General features: G+C 65.7%; 16 protein-coding genes. All 16 read right to left on the reverse strand.

The window, feature by feature from the left end:
- Nucleotides 1-274 precede the first annotated feature (274 nt).
- Nucleotides 275-1414: an NAD(P)/FAD-dependent oxidoreductase gene (locus NN5_RS10825; protein WP_067734218.1), complete on the reverse strand. Its 1140-nt coding sequence runs from the start codon at nucleotides 1412-1414 to the stop codon at nucleotides 275-277.
- Complete coding sequence (locus tag NN5_RS10830; RefSeq protein ID WP_245656412.1) at nucleotides 1411-2802, reverse strand: FAD/NAD(P)-dependent oxidoreductase; 1392 nt, start codon at nucleotides 2800-2802, stop codon at nucleotides 1411-1413. The genes NN5_RS10825 and NN5_RS10830 overlap by 4 nt, the downstream gene beginning before the upstream one ends.
- On the reverse strand, nucleotides 2784-3092 hold the full coding sequence (locus NN5_RS10835) for a (2Fe-2S)-binding protein (protein ID WP_067734220.1): 309 nt from the start codon (nucleotides 3090-3092) through the stop codon (nucleotides 2784-2786). Before NN5_RS10835 ends, NN5_RS10830 begins: the two co-directional genes overlap by 19 nt.
- Nucleotides 3089-4879 carry an ABC transporter ATP-binding protein gene (locus tag NN5_RS10840; RefSeq protein WP_067734221.1) on the reverse strand — a complete coding sequence of 597 codons (1791 nt, stop codon included), beginning with the start codon at nucleotides 4877-4879 and terminating at the stop codon, nucleotides 3089-3091. Before NN5_RS10840 ends, NN5_RS10835 begins: the two co-directional genes overlap by 4 nt.
- Nucleotides 4876-5712, reverse strand: coding sequence for an ABC transporter permease (locus NN5_RS10845; protein WP_067734222.1), 837 nt, complete (start codon nucleotides 5710-5712; stop codon nucleotides 4876-4878). The genes NN5_RS10840 and NN5_RS10845 overlap by 4 nt, the downstream gene beginning before the upstream one ends.
- A complete protein-coding gene (locus NN5_RS10850; RefSeq protein ID WP_174523889.1) occupies nucleotides 5709-6692 on the reverse strand; it encodes an ABC transporter permease in 984 nt (327 codons plus the stop codon). Before NN5_RS10850 ends, NN5_RS10845 begins: the two co-directional genes overlap by 4 nt.
- On the reverse strand, nucleotides 6689-8227 hold the full coding sequence (locus NN5_RS10855) for an ABC transporter substrate-binding protein (RefSeq protein WP_067734224.1): 1539 nt from the start codon (nucleotides 8225-8227) through the stop codon (nucleotides 6689-6691). The genes NN5_RS10850 and NN5_RS10855 overlap by 4 nt, the downstream gene beginning before the upstream one ends.
- A complete protein-coding gene (locus NN5_RS10860) occupies nucleotides 8224-9510 on the reverse strand; it encodes an NAD(P)/FAD-dependent oxidoreductase (RefSeq protein ID WP_067734225.1) in 1287 nt (428 codons plus the stop codon). Before NN5_RS10860 ends, NN5_RS10855 begins: the two co-directional genes overlap by 4 nt.
- A gap of 5 nt (nucleotides 9511-9515) precedes the next feature.
- A complete protein-coding gene (locus NN5_RS10865) occupies nucleotides 9516-10196 on the reverse strand; it encodes a haloacid dehalogenase type II (protein ID WP_067734226.1) in 681 nt (226 codons plus the stop codon).
- A 153-nt stretch (nucleotides 10197-10349) separates the two neighbouring features.
- Complete coding sequence (locus NN5_RS10870) at nucleotides 10350-11276, reverse strand: 2-hydroxyacid dehydrogenase (protein WP_067734227.1); 927 nt, start codon at nucleotides 11274-11276, stop codon at nucleotides 10350-10352.
- On the reverse strand, nucleotides 11273-12331 hold the full coding sequence (locus NN5_RS10875; protein ID WP_067734228.1) for a PepSY-associated TM helix domain-containing protein: 1059 nt from the start codon (nucleotides 12329-12331) through the stop codon (nucleotides 11273-11275). The genes NN5_RS10870 and NN5_RS10875 overlap by 4 nt, the downstream gene beginning before the upstream one ends.
- 78 nt (nucleotides 12332-12409) lie before the next feature.
- A complete protein-coding gene (locus tag NN5_RS10880; protein ID WP_067734229.1) occupies nucleotides 12410-14578 on the reverse strand; it encodes a TonB-dependent siderophore receptor in 2169 nt (722 codons plus the stop codon).
- A 325-nt stretch (nucleotides 14579-14903) separates the two neighbouring features.
- Complete coding sequence (locus NN5_RS10885) at nucleotides 14904-16112, reverse strand: acetyltransferase domain-containing protein (RefSeq protein ID WP_373280334.1); 1209 nt, start codon at nucleotides 16110-16112, stop codon at nucleotides 14904-14906.
- A gap of 52 nt (nucleotides 16113-16164) precedes the next feature.
- Entirely contained in the window at nucleotides 16165-16917 is a 753-nt protein-coding gene (locus tag NN5_RS10890) for a DUF4198 domain-containing protein (protein WP_067734230.1), read from the reverse strand.
- A gap of 308 nt (nucleotides 16918-17225) precedes the next feature.
- Nucleotides 17226-19469 carry a xanthine dehydrogenase family protein molybdopterin-binding subunit gene (locus NN5_RS10895; RefSeq protein ID WP_067734231.1) on the reverse strand — a complete coding sequence of 748 codons (2244 nt, stop codon included), beginning with the start codon at nucleotides 19467-19469 and terminating at the stop codon, nucleotides 17226-17228.
- Nucleotides 19466-19930 (reverse strand): (2Fe-2S)-binding protein, encoded by a 465-nt coding sequence (locus NN5_RS10900; RefSeq protein ID WP_067734232.1) that lies wholly within the window; start codon nucleotides 19928-19930, stop codon nucleotides 19466-19468. The genes NN5_RS10895 and NN5_RS10900 overlap by 4 nt, the downstream gene beginning before the upstream one ends.
- Nucleotides 19931-19943: the final 13 nt, after the last annotated feature.

The following is a 19943-nucleotide window of genomic DNA, read 5'->3' on the forward strand; positions in this document are numbered from 1 at the left end:
CTGAATGTCGATCGGCCCTAAAGTGACACTCGGCAGGGGTAAGGTGACACGTTCTCCTCTGGACCGTGTCAACCGTGTCAACCTGGGTGTCACCTTGTGCGCCTGCGCGCGGGTTAGAACGCATGGAGCCCTCTCCCCTTCAGGGGAGAGGGTTGGGAGAGGGGCTTTGCGCACCTTCCCCCTCTCAACTCCGGCTAGCGCCCTGCGGGCTCAAGCCTGCGTATCTCTCCCCTTCAGGGGAGAGAGCAGGCGTGGATCAAACATGTTGCGGGAATTACTTGTCGAACCGCCGCACGTCATAGGGCGCCAGCGGAATGTCCGTCGCGCCGGTGGCGATCAGTTCGGCCATGGTCTCGCCCACGCCGGGGCCGATCTGGAAGCCGGAGCCGGAAAAGCCGAAGGCGTGGAACAGGCCGGGCACTTTGGCGCTGGGGCCCATCACCGGCAGGTAATCGTCGGTGTAGCCCTCGATCCCCGACCAGACGCGGATGATCTGCAGCGGGGCGAGGCCGGGGGCGAGGCGGCGGATGTGTTCGAGCTGGGTCAGCGTATTCTGCGGCATCACCCAGGCGCGGTATTCGTCCGGATAGGACGGCGCGCGGGTGCTGCCGCCGAGCACCAGATTGCCGCGCTCTACCTGGCGGAAATAGACCGTCTCAATCTCTTCCGGCGTCATCACGCCGACCGAACAGGGGATCGCGAAAGGCACCGGCTCGGTCACGGTCATCGTCGGCGCGCGCGGAGTGATCGGGACGGGCTCATCGAACCACGCGGCGACCTTGCCTGCCCAGGCGCCCGCGGTGATGAGCACTACCGGCGCGCGGAACAGCCGCCCGTCCTCCGCCACCAGCTCGAAGTCCTCGCCCTGTTTGGAGGCGTGAACGATCTTCGTGTCCTCCACGATCGCGGCGCCCAGCCTTGCGGCGGCGCGGGCAAAGGCAGGCGCGGCAAGGCGCGGGTTGGCATGGCCGTCCAGCGGCGACCAGGAGGCGGCGAGCACCTCCGGCCCCAGCCAGGGAAAGCGCTGGCGCAGCATGTTGCCGCTGATGAGTTCGAGGTCGAGCCCTTCCTCGCGCGCCTTGGCGGCATAGTCCTCCATGGCGCCCACGTTCCCGGGCCGGTCGCGGAAGCAGACGCGCATGTGGCCGCCCTGCAGGTATTCGACATCGCTGCCGAGCAGCGCGTTCGCCTGCCGCCAGATCGCGCTGGCCCGGTTGGCGAGTGGAAGCTGGAAGATCGGGCGCCCCTGACGGCGGACATTGCCGAAATTGGTGCCGCTGGCCTGACGGCCCACTTTGTCGGTTTCCAGCACCGTCACCGAGATCCCGCGCTGGCGCAGGAAGAAGGCGGCCGAGCAGCCCATCAGACCGCCGCCGATGATCGCGACGTCGCTATGAGTGGTCACAGCGTTCATGCCCCGGCCCTCCGCGTGGACAGGCCGATCGGCTTGACCGGCGCCTGCCCGCGCAGCCTTCCGGCCGCTTCGAGCGAGCAGCCGCGCGCCTCGGCAACGATCTCCGCCCCGGCCGCGCCGCAGTACCGCCCCTGGCAGCGGCCCATGCCGACGCGGCTGTATGCCTTGGCGCGATTGGCCTCGGTCGCGCCGCCCACCGTGACGCTGGCGCGCAAGGTGCCCGCAGTCACGTTCTCGCAGCGGCAGACCACGGTATCGTCCGACACCGCGCGGGCGAGGTCGCCGCGCCAGGGGAACGCCTGCGCCAGACCATCGGCAAAGCGCCGGTATCCGGCCTTGGCGGACAGCAGCGCGCGGCGGCGGTCGGTGTCGATAGCACGGCCTAGATCGGCGAGCGCGGCCATGGCGGCCAACTCCCCCGTCACCTCGGCACAGCGCGCGCCGAGGATGCGGGCGCCGTCTCCGGCAAGGTACACCTGCGGCGCAGAAGCCCGGCCATCCTCATCGCATTCGGGCAGCCAGTGGCCGGTCTTCGCATCGAAACCAAAAGCGCAGCGGGCCAGATCGGCAATCTGGGTTTCCGGCCGCAAGTGCCAGCCCATGCCCATCGCATCGCATTCGAACGCGCGCTCGCTGCCGCTGGCGGTCCGCACGCGGACAGCCGAGACGCCGGTTTCAGGAGAGCCTTCGATGGCGATGGGCGTGACGCCGCTCAGCACCGGCACGCCGGCCCGCTTGAGCGCGAGAGTGAGCTTCGCCCCGGTCCACAGCAGATCGGGCTGCGCCGCGAGCTTGGGCAGTGCGGCGATCCGGGCGGAAAGCGGCGCGGTATCGAGCACCGCCGCGACATTCGCCCCTGCCTTGAGGTACTGCGATGCGACCAGATAGAGCAGCGGCCCGGTGCCGAGAAACGCGACCTTGCGGCCAATCGCGCAGGCCTGCGCCTTCAGCGCGATCTGCGCGCCGCCCAGGCTGTAGCAGCCCGCCAGGTTCCAGCCCTTCACCGGCAGCAGCCGGTCCGTCGCGCCCGCACAGACGATCAGCGCGGCATAGGGCACGGCGTCGGCGATCCCGTCACGGTGCGTCCAGACCTGGCCTTCGGAAACGTTCCACACCAGCGTTTCGGGCCAGTAATCGATGCTCTCCTTCAGAGCATCAAACGTCTCGTGCGCGGCCCGCGCCCGCACGGCTTCGGTGCCGTAGAGCGCCTGATAGCCGCGCGTGAAGCCTTCGGGCTGGCGGCGGTAGATCTGCCCGCCGTCGCGCCGGCCCTCGTCGATCACCAGCGGGCGCAGGCCAGCAGCGACCAGCGCCTCGGCCGCCCGCACGCCGGCGGGGCCGGCGCCGACAACGATTACGCGCTGCCCGGTCATTTGAGGTCCGGCCATGTCACCTCCGGCTGATGCGTGGAAATGGCAAGACCCGGCGCGACCACGGCGGAGCAGGCCCGCAGCCGCTCGCCCGCCTCGGTCCAGACCCAGCAGTCCTGGCAGGCGCCCATCAGGCAGAACCCCGCGCGGCGGCCATCACCGAACTCGCTGTCGCGCAAGGCAAGGCCACCCGCCAGCATCGCCACCATCAGCGTATCGCCTTCAAGCCCCCGCACCGGCTCGCCATCGACCGTGAACATCACCGCCGCGCGCTCCCTCTCGTCAAGGCGCTGGAACCGCCCGCTCATACTGTCTCCTTCATCGCCAAAGCCGCTGCATCGTGATGGCAAAGCCATTGCCGGTCCCGCTCCCGGTGAAGCGGCGCCGGTGTCCTGTCGCACCTGCCTGCAATCGCCACCGGGCAGCGCGGCAGGAAGCGGCAGAGCTCTTCACCCACCGGCGCACCGGGCAAAGCAGGCGCACGGCCCTCGCCGGTGTGCTCCAGCCAGCCGGGGTGCATCTCCGGCACCGAGTCCATCAGCAGCCGAGTGTAGGGATGATGGCGGCCGCTGGCGAACCCTTCGCGGCTGCCCTGCTCCACCACTCTGCCGCCATAGAGCACCAGCACCTGATCGCAGAACGCGCGCACCGTGGAAATATCATGGCTGATAAACACCGTCGCGATACCGAGGCGGCGGCGCAGATCGTCGATCAGTTCAAGGATCGCCGCGCCGACCACGGTATCGAGCGCCGACGTCACTTCATCGCACAGCAAAAGGTCTGGCCCGGCGGCCAGCGCACGCGCAAGATTGATACGCTGCTTCTGCCCGCCCGAAAGCCCGCGCACCGGCCGGCCGGCAATGTCGCGCGGCAAGTGGATCAGGTCGAGCAGCTCTTCCACCCGCGCCCGCGCCGCGGCACCTTTGAGGCCGTGATAAAAGGCCAGCGGGCGCGAGAGGATCGTCGCTACGCTATGTGCGGGATTGAGCGCGGTATCGGCATTCTGAAAGACCAGCTGGACGCGCCGGAATTGCTCCCGGCTGCGCCCCTTGAGACCGGCCGGCAGTCCAACGCCGCCGAAATGCACCGAGCCTTCCGCCCGCGGCAGCAGCCCCGCGATCACGCGCGCCAGCGTGGATTTGCCGGAACCGGATTCGCCGATCACTCCCAGCGTGGCGCCGGGCGCGAGCACGAAGGAGACATCGCGCAGCACCGGCACCGCAGGCACGCCATCACGGACGGCGCCGTAGCCCGCCGTCACCCCCTCCACCGAAAGCAGTGGCGCCGAAGCCCCGGCTGTTTCGGGGGCCACGGGGCGTTCGACGGGACGGGCCGCGGCTATAAGCGTGCGCGTGTAATGGTCGCGCGGCGTCTCCAGCACGGTGCGGGCAGGCCCTTCCTCGTGAAGGACGCCATAGCGCAGCACGGCGATACGGTCGGCCATTTGCGCCACGACGGCGAGATCGTGGCTGACGTAGATCGCGCTGGCGCCGCTCTTGGCAATGGCCGCCTTGAACAGCTTGAGCACGTCCACCTGGGTTGTCACGTCGAGCGCGGTGGTCGGCTCGTCCAGGATCACCAGTTCGGGATCGGTGATGAGCGCCATCGCCGCCATCAGGCGCTGCAACTGCCCGCCCGATAGCTGGTGCGGATAGCGCGCGCCGATACTCTCTGGCGATGGCAGGGCCAGCGCACGAAACAGCGCGATGGCCTTGACCTCCGCTTCCTTGCGGCCGGCGAGGCCGTGCACCAGCAACGGCTCGATGACTTGCGCCATGATCGTGCGGCTGGGATTGAAAGCCGCAGCCGCGCTCTGGGCGATATAAGATACGCGGCGGCCGCGCAGGGCCGTGAGACCCGCCTCGCCGAGCTGATCGATCCGGGTATCACCGATCCGGATCATACCGCCGGAGATGCGCGCACCGGGGCGGGTATGGCCCATCAGCGCCAGCGCCGTGGTGGTCTTGCCCGAACCGGATTCGCCGATCAGCGCAGTCACCTGCCCGCGCGGGATGGCGAACGAGACATCGTTCACGATGGCACGGCCGCCAGCCTCGATGGTCAGGCCCGAGACTTCGATGTGCGGCGCGGTCATCGCCTGCCCTTCCCGGCACCCAGCGCATCGATCAGCAGGTTGGCTCCTACGGTCAGCGTCGCAATGGCGAGCGCGGGCATGATGATCGCTGGCGCCCCTTCGGTAAGCCCGGAAATATTCTCCCGCACCAGCGAACCAAGATCGGCGTAAGGCGGTTGTACGCCGAGGCCGAGGAACGACAGGCCCGAAAGCAGCAGGACAATGAACACGAAGCGCAGCCCCATGTCCGCCAGAAGCGGCTGGACCATGTTGGGCAGAACTTCACGCAGGGCAATATGCACGGCCCCTTCCCCGCGCGCCCGCGCCACGGCGACGAAATCCATGCCCACAAGGTTCGTTGCCAGCGCGCGGGCAATGCGGAAGTTGCCCGGGATGTAGATCACTGAGGAAATCAGCAGCAGCAACGGTAGCGAAGACCCGAAAGCCGCGACCAGCACCAGCGCGAAAATCTTGGAGGGGATCGAAATCAGCGTGTCCATCGCACGGGCCAGCGCCTCGTCAATCCAGCCCCCGCGCACGGCGGCGGTGAGCGCCAGCGCCGTGCCGCACGAGCCCGCCAGCAGTGCTGCGCCCAAGGCCAGCAGCACCGTATAGCGCGCGCCCCACAGCAGGCGGCTGAGAACGTCGCGGCCAAGATAGTCGCTGCCGAGCCAGAACCGGGCGGACATCGGGCCGAACACGTCGCGGTCGACAAAAGCCCCGACCGGATGCGGTGCCAGCCATGGCCCGGCCACCGCCGCCGCGAACCAGAACAGCACCAGCGCCAGCCCGATCCGGCCTGAAAGCGGCCCGGAACGCAACAGGGCCCGCAAGGTTCCTCCCCACCGGCTCATTGCGCGCGCAACCTGGGATTGGCCATGATTGCAACGACATCGGCCGTCAGCACGAGCAGCAGGTAGGCAGTGCAGAAGATCATGGCGCAGGCCTGCAGCAGTGGCATGTCCCGGCTCGTCACGGCATTGACCATCAGGCTGGCGAGGCCGGGAAAACTGAAGATCGTCTCGACAATGATCGCCCCGCCCATGAGATAGGACAGCGACAGGGCCACCGCATTGACGATCGGCCCCAGCGCATTGGGCATCACATGGGCAAGAACGACGCGGCTGAAGCGCACCCCCTTGAGCTGGGCCATCTCGACATAGGGCCGGTCCAACTGATCCGCGACGGCCGCGCGGGTCATGCGCGCCATCTGCGCGGTAACGACAACGGTCAGCGTCAGCACCGGCAACGTGGAGGAACGGATAAGCTCGCCCCAGGTCGATGTGTCCGAAACCAGCGCGATCGAAGGCAGCCACAACAGTTTCACCGAGAACACCAGCACGCCCAGCGTCGCCACCAGAAACTCGGGCACGGCCACCATCGACAGCGTCATGATGTTGAGAGCCCGATCCAGCTTACCGCCCCGGTTCACGGCAGAAGCAATGCCGATCGCCAGCGCCAGCGGCACCGAAATCAGCGCAGTGAACCCGGCCAGCATCAGCGAATTGGGCAGGCGCTGGGCGATGATTTCGCGCACCGGCATATTGGCCACCATCGAAGTGCCGGGATCGCCCCGCACCATGCCGGCAAGCCAGTCCGCGTATCGGGCAAGCGCCGGGCGATCGAGGCCGATCTCATGGCGCAGCGCCGCCACTTGTTCCGGCGTCGCGCTCTGCCCCAGCGTCTCCTGCGCGGCATCCCCGGGTAACAGCCCGCTCACCGTGAAGATCACGGCCGAAACCAGCAGCAGCGTCAGCAATGCCGAGGCTACGCGCTTGCCCAGCAGCGGCAAAAGGCCCGACAGCATGGTTCTTGGCGCGGATGCTGCGCTCATCCCTCGTCCCACCAGACATGTTCGGCGAAACGATAGCCCATCATGCCGCCGAGCGGCACCGCCCTCAGCCCTTTCAACCGCCGGTCGTACCCGTCGATCAAGCTGATGAAGACCGGGATTACGGAACCGCACTGGTCATGCACCAGCCTTTGCATCTCGCCATAAAGCGCCTTGCGCCGCGGCTCGTCGGGCTCGCCGCGCGCCTCGACCAGCAGCTTGTCGAACCGCGGGTTTTTCCAGCCGCTCTCGTTCCAGGCGGCATCGGACTTGTAGAACAGGCTGAACACCAGATCGGCGGTAGGGCGCGGGTTGGTGTTGCCGAAAGTCGCCGCATGACGCATCCAGTGGGTGGACCAGTAACCGTCCGCCGGCATACGGTTGACCGCCAGGTTCAGCCCCACCCGCGCGCCATATTCCTGCAGGATAGAAGCCATGTCGACCGAACCGGTCGCCGCCGGACTGGCATAGAGCGGCAGGCGCACGCCGGTCAGACCCGCGCGTTTGAGGTGCCAGCGGGCCTTGTCGAGATCGAGCACGGTCTGCGGCACGTCCGGATTGAAATAGGGATGGAAAGGCGGGATCGGCTGATCGTTGCCGATCGTCGCGAAATCACGGAACAGGGCGCGTTTCACCAGCTTCCGGTCGATCAGGTGCTTGATCGCCTGGACAAAGTCCGGATTGCCGGTGGGGAGCTGGTCCTGCCGCAGGATCAGATTGGTATAGAGCGCCGAAGGCGTCGCCAGCACGGCATGGCCGGGCACGGCTTCAACGCGGCGCGTGGAGCTGGGGTCGATCGCATTCGCAAGCTGGATATCGCCTGCCAGCAGCGCATTCACCCGGCTGACCTCATCGGCGATCGCGATCAGTTCGATCCGGTCGAGATGCGGGCGGCCCGGCACCCAGTATTCGGGATTGCGCGTCGCCACCGTGCGCACGCCGGGCTGAAATTGCGCGAGACGAAACGGGCCGGTGCCATTGCCGGCGGGCGCCTTGTCACCGTCACGCACGATCAGAAAATGCGATTGCGAGAGGATCGCGGGCAGATCGGCATTGGCCCCGGTGAGGCGCAGGATCACGCCGTATTTTCCATCGGCTCGCACTTCGGCAAACTGGGCGGCGATCGTCGCCATCTTCGAGCCCAGTGCGGGATCCTTGTGGCGCAGGAGCGACCAGACGACATCGGCGCTGGTCAGTTCCGCCCCGTCATGGAACCGCACGCCCCGGCGCAGCGTGAACGACCATGTAACGCGGTCGGCGCTTTCAACACGTTCCGCGAGCGAGGGCCGCGCGATCATGTCGGCACCGGTCTCGGTGAGCCCGCTGTAAAGCATGAAATGGCGCACATAGTCGGTCGAGAGCGCGCCCTTGGCCGGGTCCAGCGTATCGGCGGTGGAGGCGGACTGGGTCGCGACCCGAATGCCGCCGCCCTTGCGCGCGGGCGCCTGCACGCGCGCGCAGCCGGGCAGCGCGAGCAGGCCCGCGCCCGCCAGCCCCGCACCGATCAGGCTGCGGCGGGAGAACGGCGCAAGGCTCAATACAGCCAGTCCTGCACGCGATACCAGGCGCCAACCATGGGCAGGAACCACGGCTTGCCGACGATATGGCCAGGGATCGCGGGCCAGGTGAGATCCGCAAGCGGATTGGCACCGGCATCACCGCCCATGACTTTGGCCATGCATTCGCCCATGTGCGTGGCCATCTGCACCCCGTGCCCCGAATAGCCCATGGCATAAAACAGCCCGTCGTGCTCGCCCGCGCGCGGCAGACGGTCGGCCGTGAGATCCACCGTTCCGCCCCAGCGATGCTCGACGGGAACACCGGCAAGCGCCGGGAACATGCGGCGCATGGCGGCTTCGAGCACATCGGCGCCCTTGAGATCGGACACCGGATTGGACAGCGCGAAACGGGCCCGCCCGCCGAAAATCAGGCGGTTGTCGTCGGCCAGGCGAAAGTAATTGCCGATGATCCGGCTGGTCACATAGTTGCGCCGGGCCGGGAACAGCTCCGCCACCAGCGCGTCCGGCAGCGGCGCGGTGGAAATGGCAAAGCTGCCGACCGAGACGATGCGGCGGCGGAACCAGCCGAACGGCGCCTGAGGCGCCGCACCGCCGGTAGCCACGAGAACCTGTTTCGCGCGCAAGGTGCCACGCGCGGTCCGGACCTGCCAGGCGTCCCCTTGCCGCGCGAGCCCGCCGACGGCAGCATCTTCCCAGATCGCCGCACTTGCCCGCGAAGCCGCGCCGGCGAGCCCCAGCCCGAACCTGCCGACATGAAGCTGCCCGCTGGTCCGCTGGACGAGCGCGCCGTGGAATTCGGCCGAGCCGACCTCTTCGCCGATCCGTTCCGGCGGGACGAGCGACACATTGGGATCGACCTCCCGAACAAGAACCTCATACGCCGCCGCCAGCTTGTCGAAGTGCTGCGGCTTGGCAGCCAGCTTCGCCCGGCCGCAACGCGTAAAGGCACAGTCGACCTCCTCTTCGCGCACGATCCGCTCCACCGTGTCCACGGCATCGCAATGCGCAAGATAGAGCGCGCGGGCCTTGTCGAGCCCCAGACTGGCGGAAAGCGCGCTGAAATCATGCGCGGTGCCGGCGTTGCACTGGCCGCCGTTGCGCCCCGACGCCGCGCCGATGACTTTGCCGGCTTCCAGCACCGCCACGCTTGCGCCCGCCTTCGCCAGGCTGCGAGCCGCGGAAAGGCCGGTAAAGCCCGCACCGATCACCGCTACATCGAATTCGCCCTCGACGGGCCCGCCGGTTCCGCCCTGAAAAGGCGGAACGCTCGCCTGCCAGTAGGACGGAGCCGGCGCCGGCATGGCGATCAGAGCCCGACCAGTGCGGGAAGACAGCCGATGTGCGGAATTTCCACGTCGCGGTAATTCGCGTTCGACGGCTCGTGCCCACGCCCGACGAAAACCCGGCAGCCGAAGCCGAGATCGGTCGCAGTGTTCTGGTCATAGCGGAAGCTGGACGAGACGTGCATACCCACTTCCGGCCCCCAGCCGAGCTGGTCGAACATATATTCGAACGCCTGCATACGCGGCTTGTAGGCCTGCGCGCTTTCGGCGGTATAGACGCGGTAGAACGGCGCGCCAAGCTTGGCGACGTTCTCGTTGATCTGGCAGTTCATCGCATTGGAGAGGATCACCAGCGGGATCTTGTCGCCAATCTTCGACAGGCCGCCCGGCACGTCCGGATGCGGCCCCCAGGTCGGCACGGCCTGATAGATCGCCTCGCCATAGTCTTCGAGATAGTCCACGCCCCACTTCTTCGCGGTGCGTTCGAGCGCATTGCCGATCACTTCGCGGTAGGGCTTCCATGCTCCCAGCACTTCGTCGAAGCGGTAGGCGGAAAAGTCCTTGCAAAAGCGCTCCATATCGGCGCCCTGGATGCGGTCGCCATAAAACTCGCGCGCCATGTCCGACATGTGGAACTTGATCAGCGTTCCATAGCAATCGAAGCTGATGAACTTCGGGGTGAAGATATAATCGGCACTGGTCATCGCTTACCCGTTCCTGATTGTCCGGAGCGTCGCGCTCCGTTCCCTGTTGCCCGCATATGGCCACCATGCGACCGGAACTTGTCTCCGATTGCCGGACCCGCGCAAGCGGATAGGAGCATTTGTGCCGTGCGTTTCAGCACAGCATGCTGCGGCTCAATATCCGCGGGTGCGGTCCACCTCACCCACGAGCGGCGCCCCTTCGGCAAGGCGGCCCAGATTGTCGATCAATACCAGCCCCGCACTTTCGGCCCGGGTTACTGCGGCCACGTGCGGAGTGAGGAAAACCGCGGGATGCGCGTAAAACGGATGGCCTTCCGGCAAAGGTTCGGGATCGCTCACGTCCAGCATTGCGGCCGACAATTGCCCCGAATCGAGCGCCTTGATGAGGTCCGCCGAAACGAGATGCCCGCCCCGCGCGGCATTGATCAGCATGGCCCCTCGCGGCATCTTCGCGAAGGTTTCCCGGCATAGAATGCCGCGCGTATCCTCCGTCAGCGGCAGCAGGCAGACGAGAATATCAGCCGAAGCGAGAAACGGCTCCAGCCCTTCCGCTCCGGCAAAGCATTCCACCCCGTCGATCGCTTTTGCGCTGCGGCTCCAGCCGGACAGGCGAAAGCCCAGCGGCATCAGCGCATCGAGCGCGGCGCGGCCGAGTTCGCCCAGCCCCATCACGCCCACCCGGCGCGCGCTAGGCATTGGCGGCGCACGGAAGCTCCAGCGCCCGGCGCGCTGTTCGGCCAGGAAGAACGGCATGTCGCGATGCAGGGCCAGCGTGGCCATCACCACATATTCGGCCATGCCCTCGATGATCCCCGGATCGACCATGCGCACCACGCGGACGTGATCGGGCACCGCGTCCAGATTCAACTGGTCGATGCCCGCACCGACGCTGAACAGCACTTCGAGATTGGGCAGTGCCGTGATAAGATCGGCGGGCGGCGTCCAAGCGACAAGGCAGCGCACTTCGGCGGGATCGCCGATGTCGGGCCAGCAGCGGAAATCGACTTCGGGCAGTCTCTCGGCGCAGAGGTGCTGCCAGGTTTCCCCGCGATCAAGTGTGCCATGATAGAGAATGTTCATCGTTTCACCTTGCCCCGATTGCGCCGCGCACGCCACCACATCAGCGGACCGCTGCCTGCCAGGAAGGCCAGCGAGAGAGCGCCTGCCAGCAGCAGCAACCGTCCGCCCAGACCAAAACTGTCGCCCGTGTGCAACGGGAGAATCGTCATCCACAACACCGGATTTTCAGCGGCCGGAATGGCGCGCAGCACCTTCGCATCGGGCAGCGAAACGGAAACCACATGCACGGCGCGCGGATTACGCGCCGGAGCGCAGAAATTGATGTCGAGCCGGTCCGCTGCCGGAAAGCGGATATCGCGAAGCCTGGCAGCGGGGAACCGCGCCTGGGCAGAGGCCACGGCCCGGTCGATCTGCCCCGGGTCGGGCATCGGAACCGCCCTCTCCCCTGCACTTGCCCCTGCATTTGTGGGCGCGGCCAGATCGGGCACGACCAGCAGCACCCCGCTCGTCGCACTGAACAGCAACAGCGCTGAAACGATGACGCCAGTGCTGCGATGCCATTGCCGCAGGCGCAGATGCGGCGGCGCGCCGGCACGGATCGTCAGACTGCGCCGCACCCGGCCGCGTCCCGGCCACCAGAACAGAAACCCCGTCGCCGCGAGCACGCACAGCGCCACGCCGTTGGCCAGAACGACAGCCAGTCCCAGTTTGGAATCCATCAGCCGGTAATGCAGTTGCAGCGCCGCCTCGAGAGGGAAGCGCCAGATTGTGCCAGCGGCCAGAACCCGCGCCGAGCCGGGATCAAGAGAGGCATAGCGCAGTGCACCTTCCGTGCAGGACAGATGCGCGAAGGCCGTCCCCGTGGGCGTCGTGGGAAGGAACAGCCGGGTCACGCGGCACCCGGGCAAAGCCGCAGCGGCCCGTTCGCGCAGCCGCGACACGCTGGCTTGCCCCTGCCCGGGCGGACTTTCGCGCGTCATCCCCGCCGGATCGGCAAGCTGTGCAAGGGAATCGCGAAACAGCAGAACGGCGCCGGTCAGCGCCTGCAGCATCAGCAGCGGCGCAAAGGCCAGTGCCAGCCAGCGGTGAAAGGAAAGATAGGTCTTACGCGTCATAAACAGACCCGAAAATGGCCGAACCGCCAGTAAGGATGCTGGGAATATCCCGGCGGTCCGGCCAAGGGTGGTGCCTGTTTAGAAGCTGAACGTCACGCGGCCGGTGATCGTGCGCGGCGCGCCCGGGGCCACCCAGTACTGCGAGTAGGAACTGGCGTACCAGATCACGTTGAACAGGTTGGTCACATCAACGCCGATCCGGATATTGTCCACCGGTTCATAACTCGCGAAGGCCCGCGTCAACGTGTAGTCGGGCAGATAGAAGCTCGTGGCCGTCTCGCCCAGCCGCTTGCTGACGTAATTGACGCCAGCACCGATGGTCGCCTTGCCCGCATCGCCCAGATCGAAGTCCTTGCTGACAATCACATTGGCCTGATGTTTGGGAATATTGATCAGGGGATCGCCCGGCGTGATCTGCACGGCGAAGTTCGGATCGAGCGAGGAGCTGCTCCAATAGGCGTCGGTATAGGCATAGGATGCCATCACGTTGATATCGCCCGGAAGCTTCGCATTGACGTCCAGTTCGATACCCTTCGACCTCGCGGCGCCAGCAGCCATCGAGTATCCGGCATTGACCGGATCGGAGGTCAGGATGTTGTTCTTCTTCATCGTGAAGGCGGCCAGCGTCGCGTTCACCATCGGCGAGGAATAACGCAGCCCCACTTCATACGACTTGCTGGTTTCCGGTGCGAACGGAGCGCGATAGCCATCCGCATCAGGCGCAGCCTGACCGCTGTTGGGACGGAAGCCGGTGCCATAGCCGCCGTAGATGCTGAGCGCCCCGGTGATTTCATAGAGCACGCCCGCGGATGGGCTGAAACGCTTCTTGAGGACGTCGATCGTCGGCGCGAACGCTCCTTCACGATTGCCGATCAACTGGTGGAAGTGATCGAAACGTCCGCCGAAACGGACTTTCAGCTTATCCGTGATGTCGATCTGGTCCTGCGCATAGATGCCGTAGGACTTCTGCTTTTCCAGCGAATTGGTGATCGTCGTGTTCGGCTCGGGCAGATAGCCATAGACCGGATCGTAGATGTCGATCGCGTTATTGGCCGCGGTAATCGTGCTGCCTGCAGTGTAGGCCGGCGGACGGTAGCGGGTCTGGTAGAGGTCGATGTTAAAGCGATCCCAGTCACCGCCCAGAACTACGTGGTGCGTAAAAGGCCCGGTCTCGATCCGGCCGGAAATCTCCGCGCGCAGTACCGTGTTGGTGGTGCTGAAATCGCGATAGCGGCGCTGACGGGCAAGATGGATGCCATCGTTGTCGAGGATCTGGCGGCTGCCGGCCAGTTCCGGATCGTCCGAATAGCCCTTAAAGCTGGTGTCGCGGTAGCCGAAGCCCGCCAGGAACGTCCAGCCGTTGCCGCCCAGATCCTGCTGGAACTGAACCTGATGGCCAAGCACATTGACGTGGGTCGGGCCATTGCCCGGCTCATCCAGAAAGCGCGAGCGCGGGATCAGGCCAAGCACGCCATCGACAGCGACGACACCGCGCTCGAAAGGCACCTTCAGATCGACGAATTCCATTTCGTAGCTGATGCTGGTCTGGTCGGACAGCTTGAGCAGCACCGACGGCGAGGCAACGTACTTGGTGGTGTGGACGTAGTCGCGGAAACTGTCGGAATCCTGCGCCGCACCGTTTACGCGCACTGCCAGCTTGTCGCTGATCACCAGATTGTAGTCACCTTCGACGCGGTAGTTGTTGAAGCTGCCGCCCGAGAGCGTGAAGCTGCCGAAGTTGCCGTCCAGATTCGCCTTCTTGGTGATGATATTGACCGTTCCGCCTGGCTCGCCACGCCCGAAAACGGCTGCATTCGGCCCCTTGAGCACTTCTATGCGCTCAATGTTGGAGGCATCACGCGGGCCGCCGTAACCGCGGCCGCCATTGAAGCCGTTGACCAGGAAGCCGCTCGGGAAGTTCTCGTCACCAGCAAAGCCGCGAATGGCGAAAGCGTCCCACAGACCGCCGAAATTGTTCTGCTTCGCGACGCCCGATGCCAGGCTGAGAGCATCGTCCAGACGCGTGACGTTGAGATTCTTCAACGTCTCGGCATCGATGGTCTGGATACTTTGCGGAATTTCCTTGATCGGCACATCGCCGCGGTATTGCTGGCGCTGGCCGGTAACGACGATTCCCTCATCGGCGCCCTCCCCTGTGGCGGGCCCTTGCGCCCAGGCTGTGGAAGGCAAGACCGAAAGCGCTACACCGGCCGCCAGAATCGAACGAAACGCAGATTTGTTCAACATCGCAAAATCACCCCTCAATCGAGTTGATCCCATCCTGCAGATCTCGGGACAATCCAGTTCGGTTTCGGTGTGCTCCATACCCTTAGCATGGTTCTGCCAATCCCCCCGTTTGCCCTCTTTTCAGTAAGGTCGAGCCTATGGGCGGCGAGAGGAATCTTGCGTCGAAGAATTCCCTCCGGGCGGCGGATAATTGTGAATAGTTGATGACAGCCGCGCTTTATGCCGCGCCCCCGCCGGGCAAGGATATTACAGCCAACACCCAAAAAATGGGCCGGACATTGCTGTCCGGCCCAGTCACAAGTTCCTGTGAGGAAACGCTGTCAGGTCAGAGATATTTCAGCCACCAGATATCCCGCCGGCGCTGCTTGAGGCGCGCGAACCATCGGGTGGGAAAATAGAGCAAGGGGATCAGCAGGATGACCCACAGCCAGACCGTCGAAAGGTGATCCACGCCGAAGACCTTGCCTTTGACCGGCCCGTACAGGACCAGCGCCACGTTATAGAGCAGCTTCAGGACATAGAGGTGCAGGATGTAATAGAACATCGGCGCCCCGCCCAGCAGCGCAAGGTGCGGCAGCACGCGACTGTCCTGGAACTTCTCGAACAGGGCAAGCAACAGGCAGCCTGTGCCCACTGTGGGCATCAGGAACAGCAGCGAAGGCGGATACTTGGTGAGTGCAAGGAAGCTCATCACCGTGCGCAGCGGCGTTTCGGCATGGAACCAGGGCTTGTCGCCATAGACGTTGAGGAAACGGATCGCCACGAAGCCGAGGATCAGCGTCAGTCCCAGCCTGACCAGCCGCCGCATCCGCAGATCCGGATCGCTGCCCTTCGCGAACCAGGGGCCGCAGGCATACCCGAGAAGGATCACCCCGATCCAGGGCAGCACCGGATACGTCGTCTTGGCAACGATCCCGCCCCCCAGATCGATGATCGCCCGTTCATGGAGCACGGCCCAGAGCGGATACCACGGCGAAGCATCGGTAAGCTGGATCGGATCGAGCAGATTGTGCAGGCACACTATCGCCAGACCCACTGCGAACTGGGCGGATCGCGGCAGGTGGATCAACACCGAAAGCGATATCATGCTGATGCCGATGGCCCAGATCACCTGCAGCCAGAAGACCGGCGGCGGAAACGCGATCGCCTGGGTCGGCCAGGCCATGCAGACCACGGTGAGTTCGAGAAAGATCAGGAACAGCCCGCGCTTGGCGAGAAACTCCGACACTTCGCGCTTCGTGTGCGACTGGCCATAGAGCCAGGCCGAAAGGCCGGTAAGCGCAACGAAAGTCGGCGCACAGAAGGTCGAGAGCAGGCGCGTGAAGAACAGCCCCGGATCGGTGGTATGGGCATCGACGGGGTCAGTGACCTGCAAGTGCAGGAACCATGTCTCACGCGTGTGATCGACGAGCATGAACAGCATGACAAGGCCACGCAGCGCGTCGATAGCAATCAGGCGAGTCCGGGCAACCGGCGCGGCTTTGCCGGCAGGAACCGCCGCAGCCTCCGGCACCGCTCCCAGAGACTGGGCCATACTGGTCATATCGTCTTCTCCCATTCGATGCGGTTCATCATCTGCACGCCGGTTACTCTTCGGCGTGCGGCAGGATGAAGCTCAGAGTCGCGCGATATTCGATGTAGTCATACTTCGTGGGCTGATCCGTCTTGCCGATGATCGTCGCGGCAATGACATTGAGGCCCTGATTGCGCAGGCGAAAGCTGACAGTGCCGTCCGGGCCGGTCATCAGCGGGGGCATGTCTGGATCGTTGACGAAGTCCGTCAGGATCTGGGCCCCGGCAGCAGGCTTGCCGTCCAAATAGACCTTGAACGTGACCGGCTGGCCCAGCTCCTGCGGGATATCGGTTCCTTCCGGCACGATCTGCAGGCGGTGGCCGGGCAGCAGCGGCACCTTCTGCTTGAGCGGCTTGGCCAGGAACACGGTGTACTTGAACGTACGCTCGGAGAACTGGACGTCAGGAACTTCATCCCTGGGCTTCTTCACGAATTCGCCGTCCGACTTGCGCTTGGTCCAGATGCCATAGTCCATTATCGCCGCAGCTGCCGCGTAAGGTGCCTCGGATTTGACCACGGGAATGGCACCGTCCGCTTCCACGCGGATCGGAACCGGCTTCCAATCGGCGTCATAGCCTGTCACCGGGCCCAGCAGCGGCAAACGCTGCACCATATCGAGGTCATCCGAACCGATGCCATAGATCAGCGCGATCTGCCGTGCGCGCTGGGCGAACCAGATGCCATGCGCCTGCGCCTCAAGGCACATGCCAAACGTTCCGGCCAGGACCGCCGTCGCAGCCGCTACGTGGGAGAGACGAAATCTCATCAGTGCATTCCCCTTAAGAACCTCCGAGAATGTCCACGGTAAGTGCTGTTCACGAACAATCCTTCCGAATTGGCCGAACAGGCGGCAGCATCGTCCATATCGGGAGCCAGCGACAAACAGTGATGTGGAAGGGAAGGTGCCGCCCCGCTTCCTGCCGGCACACCACGGCGAGGCCACGGAAGCCTCAGGCGACAAGCAACCGTCATTCGGCCAATGCGGCCGAACGTGGCGTGCCCCCGGCGGATATCGTGCCAGACCAGATTCCCGCGGAAGCGGGCCACCATCGCAAAGCTCAGCGGACTATTGTGTCACGCGGTCTGGCTGTTCAACGTCATCGGCAGCGAACGCACCCTCTTTCCGGTGGCGGCATAGATGGCGTTTGCGAGCGCGGGGATGACCGGTGGCAGGGCCGGTTCGCCGAGCCCGGTGGGCGGGAACGGCGATGGGACGAACTTGACGGCCACGTCCCGCGGCACGACATCGATGCGCAGGAGCGGGAAGCTGTCGAAGTTCTCCTGGACCACGGCCCCTTCGACCTGATCCACTTTCTGCCCGATCATCGCCTGGGCCAGACCCTCGATGGCCGCCCCCTGCACCTGATGCAGCGCGTTGAGCGGATTGATCACGTGGCTGCCGATGTCGCCTGCCACCCAGATCTTCTCGACCTTGATCTCGCCGTCCGGGGAAACCGCCGCATCCACCACTTCGGCGAAGTAGCCCGCGTGGCTGAAGTAGAAGCCGAAGCCCCTTCCCCTGCCACCGTTGTTGTTGCCGTTGCCCCCACCGTTACCGCTGCCGTTGCCGCCCGACGGACGCTTGCCGTCCCAGCTGGCGAACTTGCAGACTTCCTCGATCACCTTGCGGGCACGGCCGGTGTGGAACTGGTTCGCCCGGCCTACCTGGGGCAGCAGGCGGTCCTTGCCCAGAAGGCCCAGCACGAAGGTGGGCAGGTCGACCCCGGCCGCTTCCGCCGTCTCGTCGAGGAAGGACTGGAAGACGAAGCCCATGGCATTCGACGTCGGCGCGCGCAGCCAGCCGGTGGGCAGGTTGGTCGGCAGATAAGTCGCCCCGAAATGGACATGCGGGAGGATCTGCGCCGGAAACTCGGTCTCCTCCAGCGCCGCGGCGCGGACCGGCTTGCCATCGGCGCCGAAGCTCACGAAGTGGTCCCTGAGCGCGACGAGATTGCCCTCGCCGTCCAGCCCGGCGGTCAGTTCGTGCCATCCGCCCGGCCGATAATAGTCGTGCCGCACATCGTCGGCGCGCGTGTAGATCAGCTTGACCGGCTTGCCCGGCACGGCGCGGGCGATCTGGGCGACCTGGACCATGTAGTCGCTCATCAGCCGCCGGCCGAAGCCGCCGCCGATCCGCGTCATGTGGATGGTCATCGCCTCCGGGGCGATGCCGAGCATCTCGGCAACTTGCGCCCGCCCGCCAGCCGGGGCCTGCGAGGGCGCCCAGAGCGTGAGCGCGCCGTCCTCGAACAGGCCGGTGCAGTTCTGCGGCTCCAGCGTGCCATGCGCCAGGAATGGATAGTCGTAGCGCGCCGTGACTGTCCGCGCCGCGCCGGACAGGGCCGCTGCGGCATCGCCCTTGTTCAGGATGTCGGCCTGCGGGGCCTGCTTCAGCGCGGCCTCGGCCTGCCGGGCATAAGCGGCGGTCGAGAACTGCTTGAGCGTGCCGGTGTCCCAATCGACCTTGAGCTTGCCGCGAGCCTGCTGCGCGGTCCACCAGCTGTCCGCGACAATCGCCAGGGCGTCGAATTGCCCCTTGGGCACGAGGCCGGTGTTGAGCTGCACCACGGCGATCACGCCCTTGACCGCCTTGGCCGCCTTGTCGTCGAACGCGGCGATCGTGCCCTGGAACACCGGGCAGGCCTCGATCGCGGCATAGACCATCCCGGGAAGCGCGGTATCGATGCCGAACAGCGGCGTGCCCCGGACAATCGCGGGCGTGTCGACGCCGCGCCGCGAGGTGCCGATGATCCGGAAGGCATCGTCCGGCTTGAGCGCCACCGCGTCCAGCGCCGGGGGCTCGATCCTGGCGGCGGCCGCCGCCAGCGAGGCGTAAGTCGCAGAGCGCCCGGAGGCTGCGTGGCGAACCATGCCGCTGCCGGTCGTCAGCGATGCAGGCGCGACGCTCCATTGTTTGGCCGCGGCCATGACCAGCATCGACCGGGCCGCAGCGCCGGCCTGCCGCATCGGCAGCCAGTTCACCGGCGTGGAGCGGCTGCCGCCGGCGACCTGCGGGCCGTACTTCGTGGCATCGGCCAGCGTCTGCTCGATGTGGACCTGTTCCCAGTCGACATCGAGTTCCTCGGCGATGAGCATGGGCAGCATGGTCTTCACGCCCTGCCCGATCTCCGGGTTCTTGGCGCCGATGACCACGCTGTTGTCCGGATTGATGCGGATGAAGGCATTGAGCACGGTGTCTCCGCCGCCCGCTTCCGCCTCGTCCGACAGCGCCAGCCAGGCGCCGAAGCTCAGGACCGCGCCGCCCACCAGCGACACGGAAAGAAACGACCGGCGGCTGATCTCGAACGGCGCGTTCATGCCGCGGCTCCCTTGGCCCTGGCGGCCTGCTTGATCGCAGCACGGATGCGCAGATAAGTGGAGCAGCGGCAGATGTTCCCGCTCATCACGGCATCGATGTCCTCGTCCTGCGGGTTGGGCATCTGCTCCACCAGCCAGGTGGCGGACATGATCTGCCCCGCCTGGCAATAGCCGCACTGCGGCACGTCAAGCTCTTCCCAGGCCGCAACGACATGCTGGCCCGCAGGCTGGGACGCGACATCCTCGATCGTGGTGATCGCCGCCTCGCCCACCGATCCCACCGGGGTCTGGCAGGACCGGACAGGCTGGCCGTCGAGCAGCACCGTGCACGCCCCGCAAAGCCCCGCACCGCAGCCGAACTTCGTGCCCGGCAACTGAAGATCCTCGCGCAGCACCCACAGCAGCGGCTTCTCCGCGTCCACCAAAACACTGTGCTTCGCGCGATTGACTGTCAGTTCCATAAATTATCCTGAC

The sequence above is a fragment of the Novosphingobium naphthalenivorans NBRC 102051 genome (assembly GCF_001590985.1).
Classification (GTDB): Bacteria; Pseudomonadota; Alphaproteobacteria; order Sphingomonadales; family Sphingomonadaceae; genus Novosphingobium; species Novosphingobium naphthalenivorans.

Coding starts and splice junctions, on each gene's coding strand:
- NN5_RS10825 (WP_067734218.1), bottom strand. CDS start 1,414: ATGAACGCTGTGACCACTCATAGCGACGTCGCGATCATCGGCGGCGGT.
- NN5_RS10830 (WP_245656412.1), bottom strand. CDS start 2,802: ATGGCCGGACCTCAAATGACCGGGCAGCGCGTAATCGTTGTCGGCGCC.
- NN5_RS10835 (WP_067734220.1), bottom strand. CDS start 3,092: ATGAGCGGGCGGTTCCAGCGCCTTGACGAGAGGGAGCGCGCGGCGGTG.
- NN5_RS10840 (WP_067734221.1), bottom strand. CDS start 4,879: ATGACCGCGCCGCACATCGAAGTCTCGGGCCTGACCATCGAGGCTGGC.
- NN5_RS10845 (WP_067734222.1), bottom strand. CDS start 5,712: ATGAGCCGGTGGGGAGGAACCTTGCGGGCCCTGTTGCGTTCCGGGCCG.
- NN5_RS10850 (WP_174523889.1), bottom strand. CDS start 6,692: ATGAGCGCAGCATCCGCGCCAAGAACCATGCTGTCGGGCCTTTTGCCG.
- NN5_RS10860 (WP_067734225.1), bottom strand. CDS start 9,510: ATGCCGGCGCCGGCTCCGTCCTACTGGCAGGCGAGCGTTCCGCCTTTT.
- NN5_RS10865 (WP_067734226.1), bottom strand. CDS start 10,196: ATGACCAGTGCCGATTATATCTTCACCCCGAAGTTCATCAGCTTCGAT.
- NN5_RS10870 (WP_067734227.1), bottom strand. CDS start 11,276: ATGAACATTCTCTATCATGGCACACTTGATCGCGGGGAAACCTGGCAG.
- NN5_RS10875 (WP_067734228.1), bottom strand. CDS start 12,331: ATGACGCGTAAGACCTATCTTTCCTTTCACCGCTGGCTGGCACTGGCC.
- NN5_RS10880 (WP_067734229.1), bottom strand. CDS start 14,578: ATGTTGAACAAATCTGCGTTTCGTTCGATTCTGGCGGCCGGTGTAGCG.
- NN5_RS10885 (WP_373280334.1), bottom strand. CDS start 16,112: ATGGCCCAGTCTCTGGGAGCGGTGCCGGAGGCTGCGGCGGTTCCTGCC.
- NN5_RS10890 (WP_067734230.1), bottom strand. CDS start 16,917: ATGAGATTTCGTCTCTCCCACGTAGCGGCTGCGACGGCGGTCCTGGCC.
- NN5_RS10895 (WP_067734231.1), bottom strand. CDS start 19,469: ATGAACGCGCCGTTCGAGATCAGCCGCCGGTCGTTTCTTTCCGTGTCG.
- NN5_RS10900 (WP_067734232.1), bottom strand. CDS start 19,930: ATGGAACTGACAGTCAATCGCGCGAAGCACAGTGTTTTGGTGGACGCG.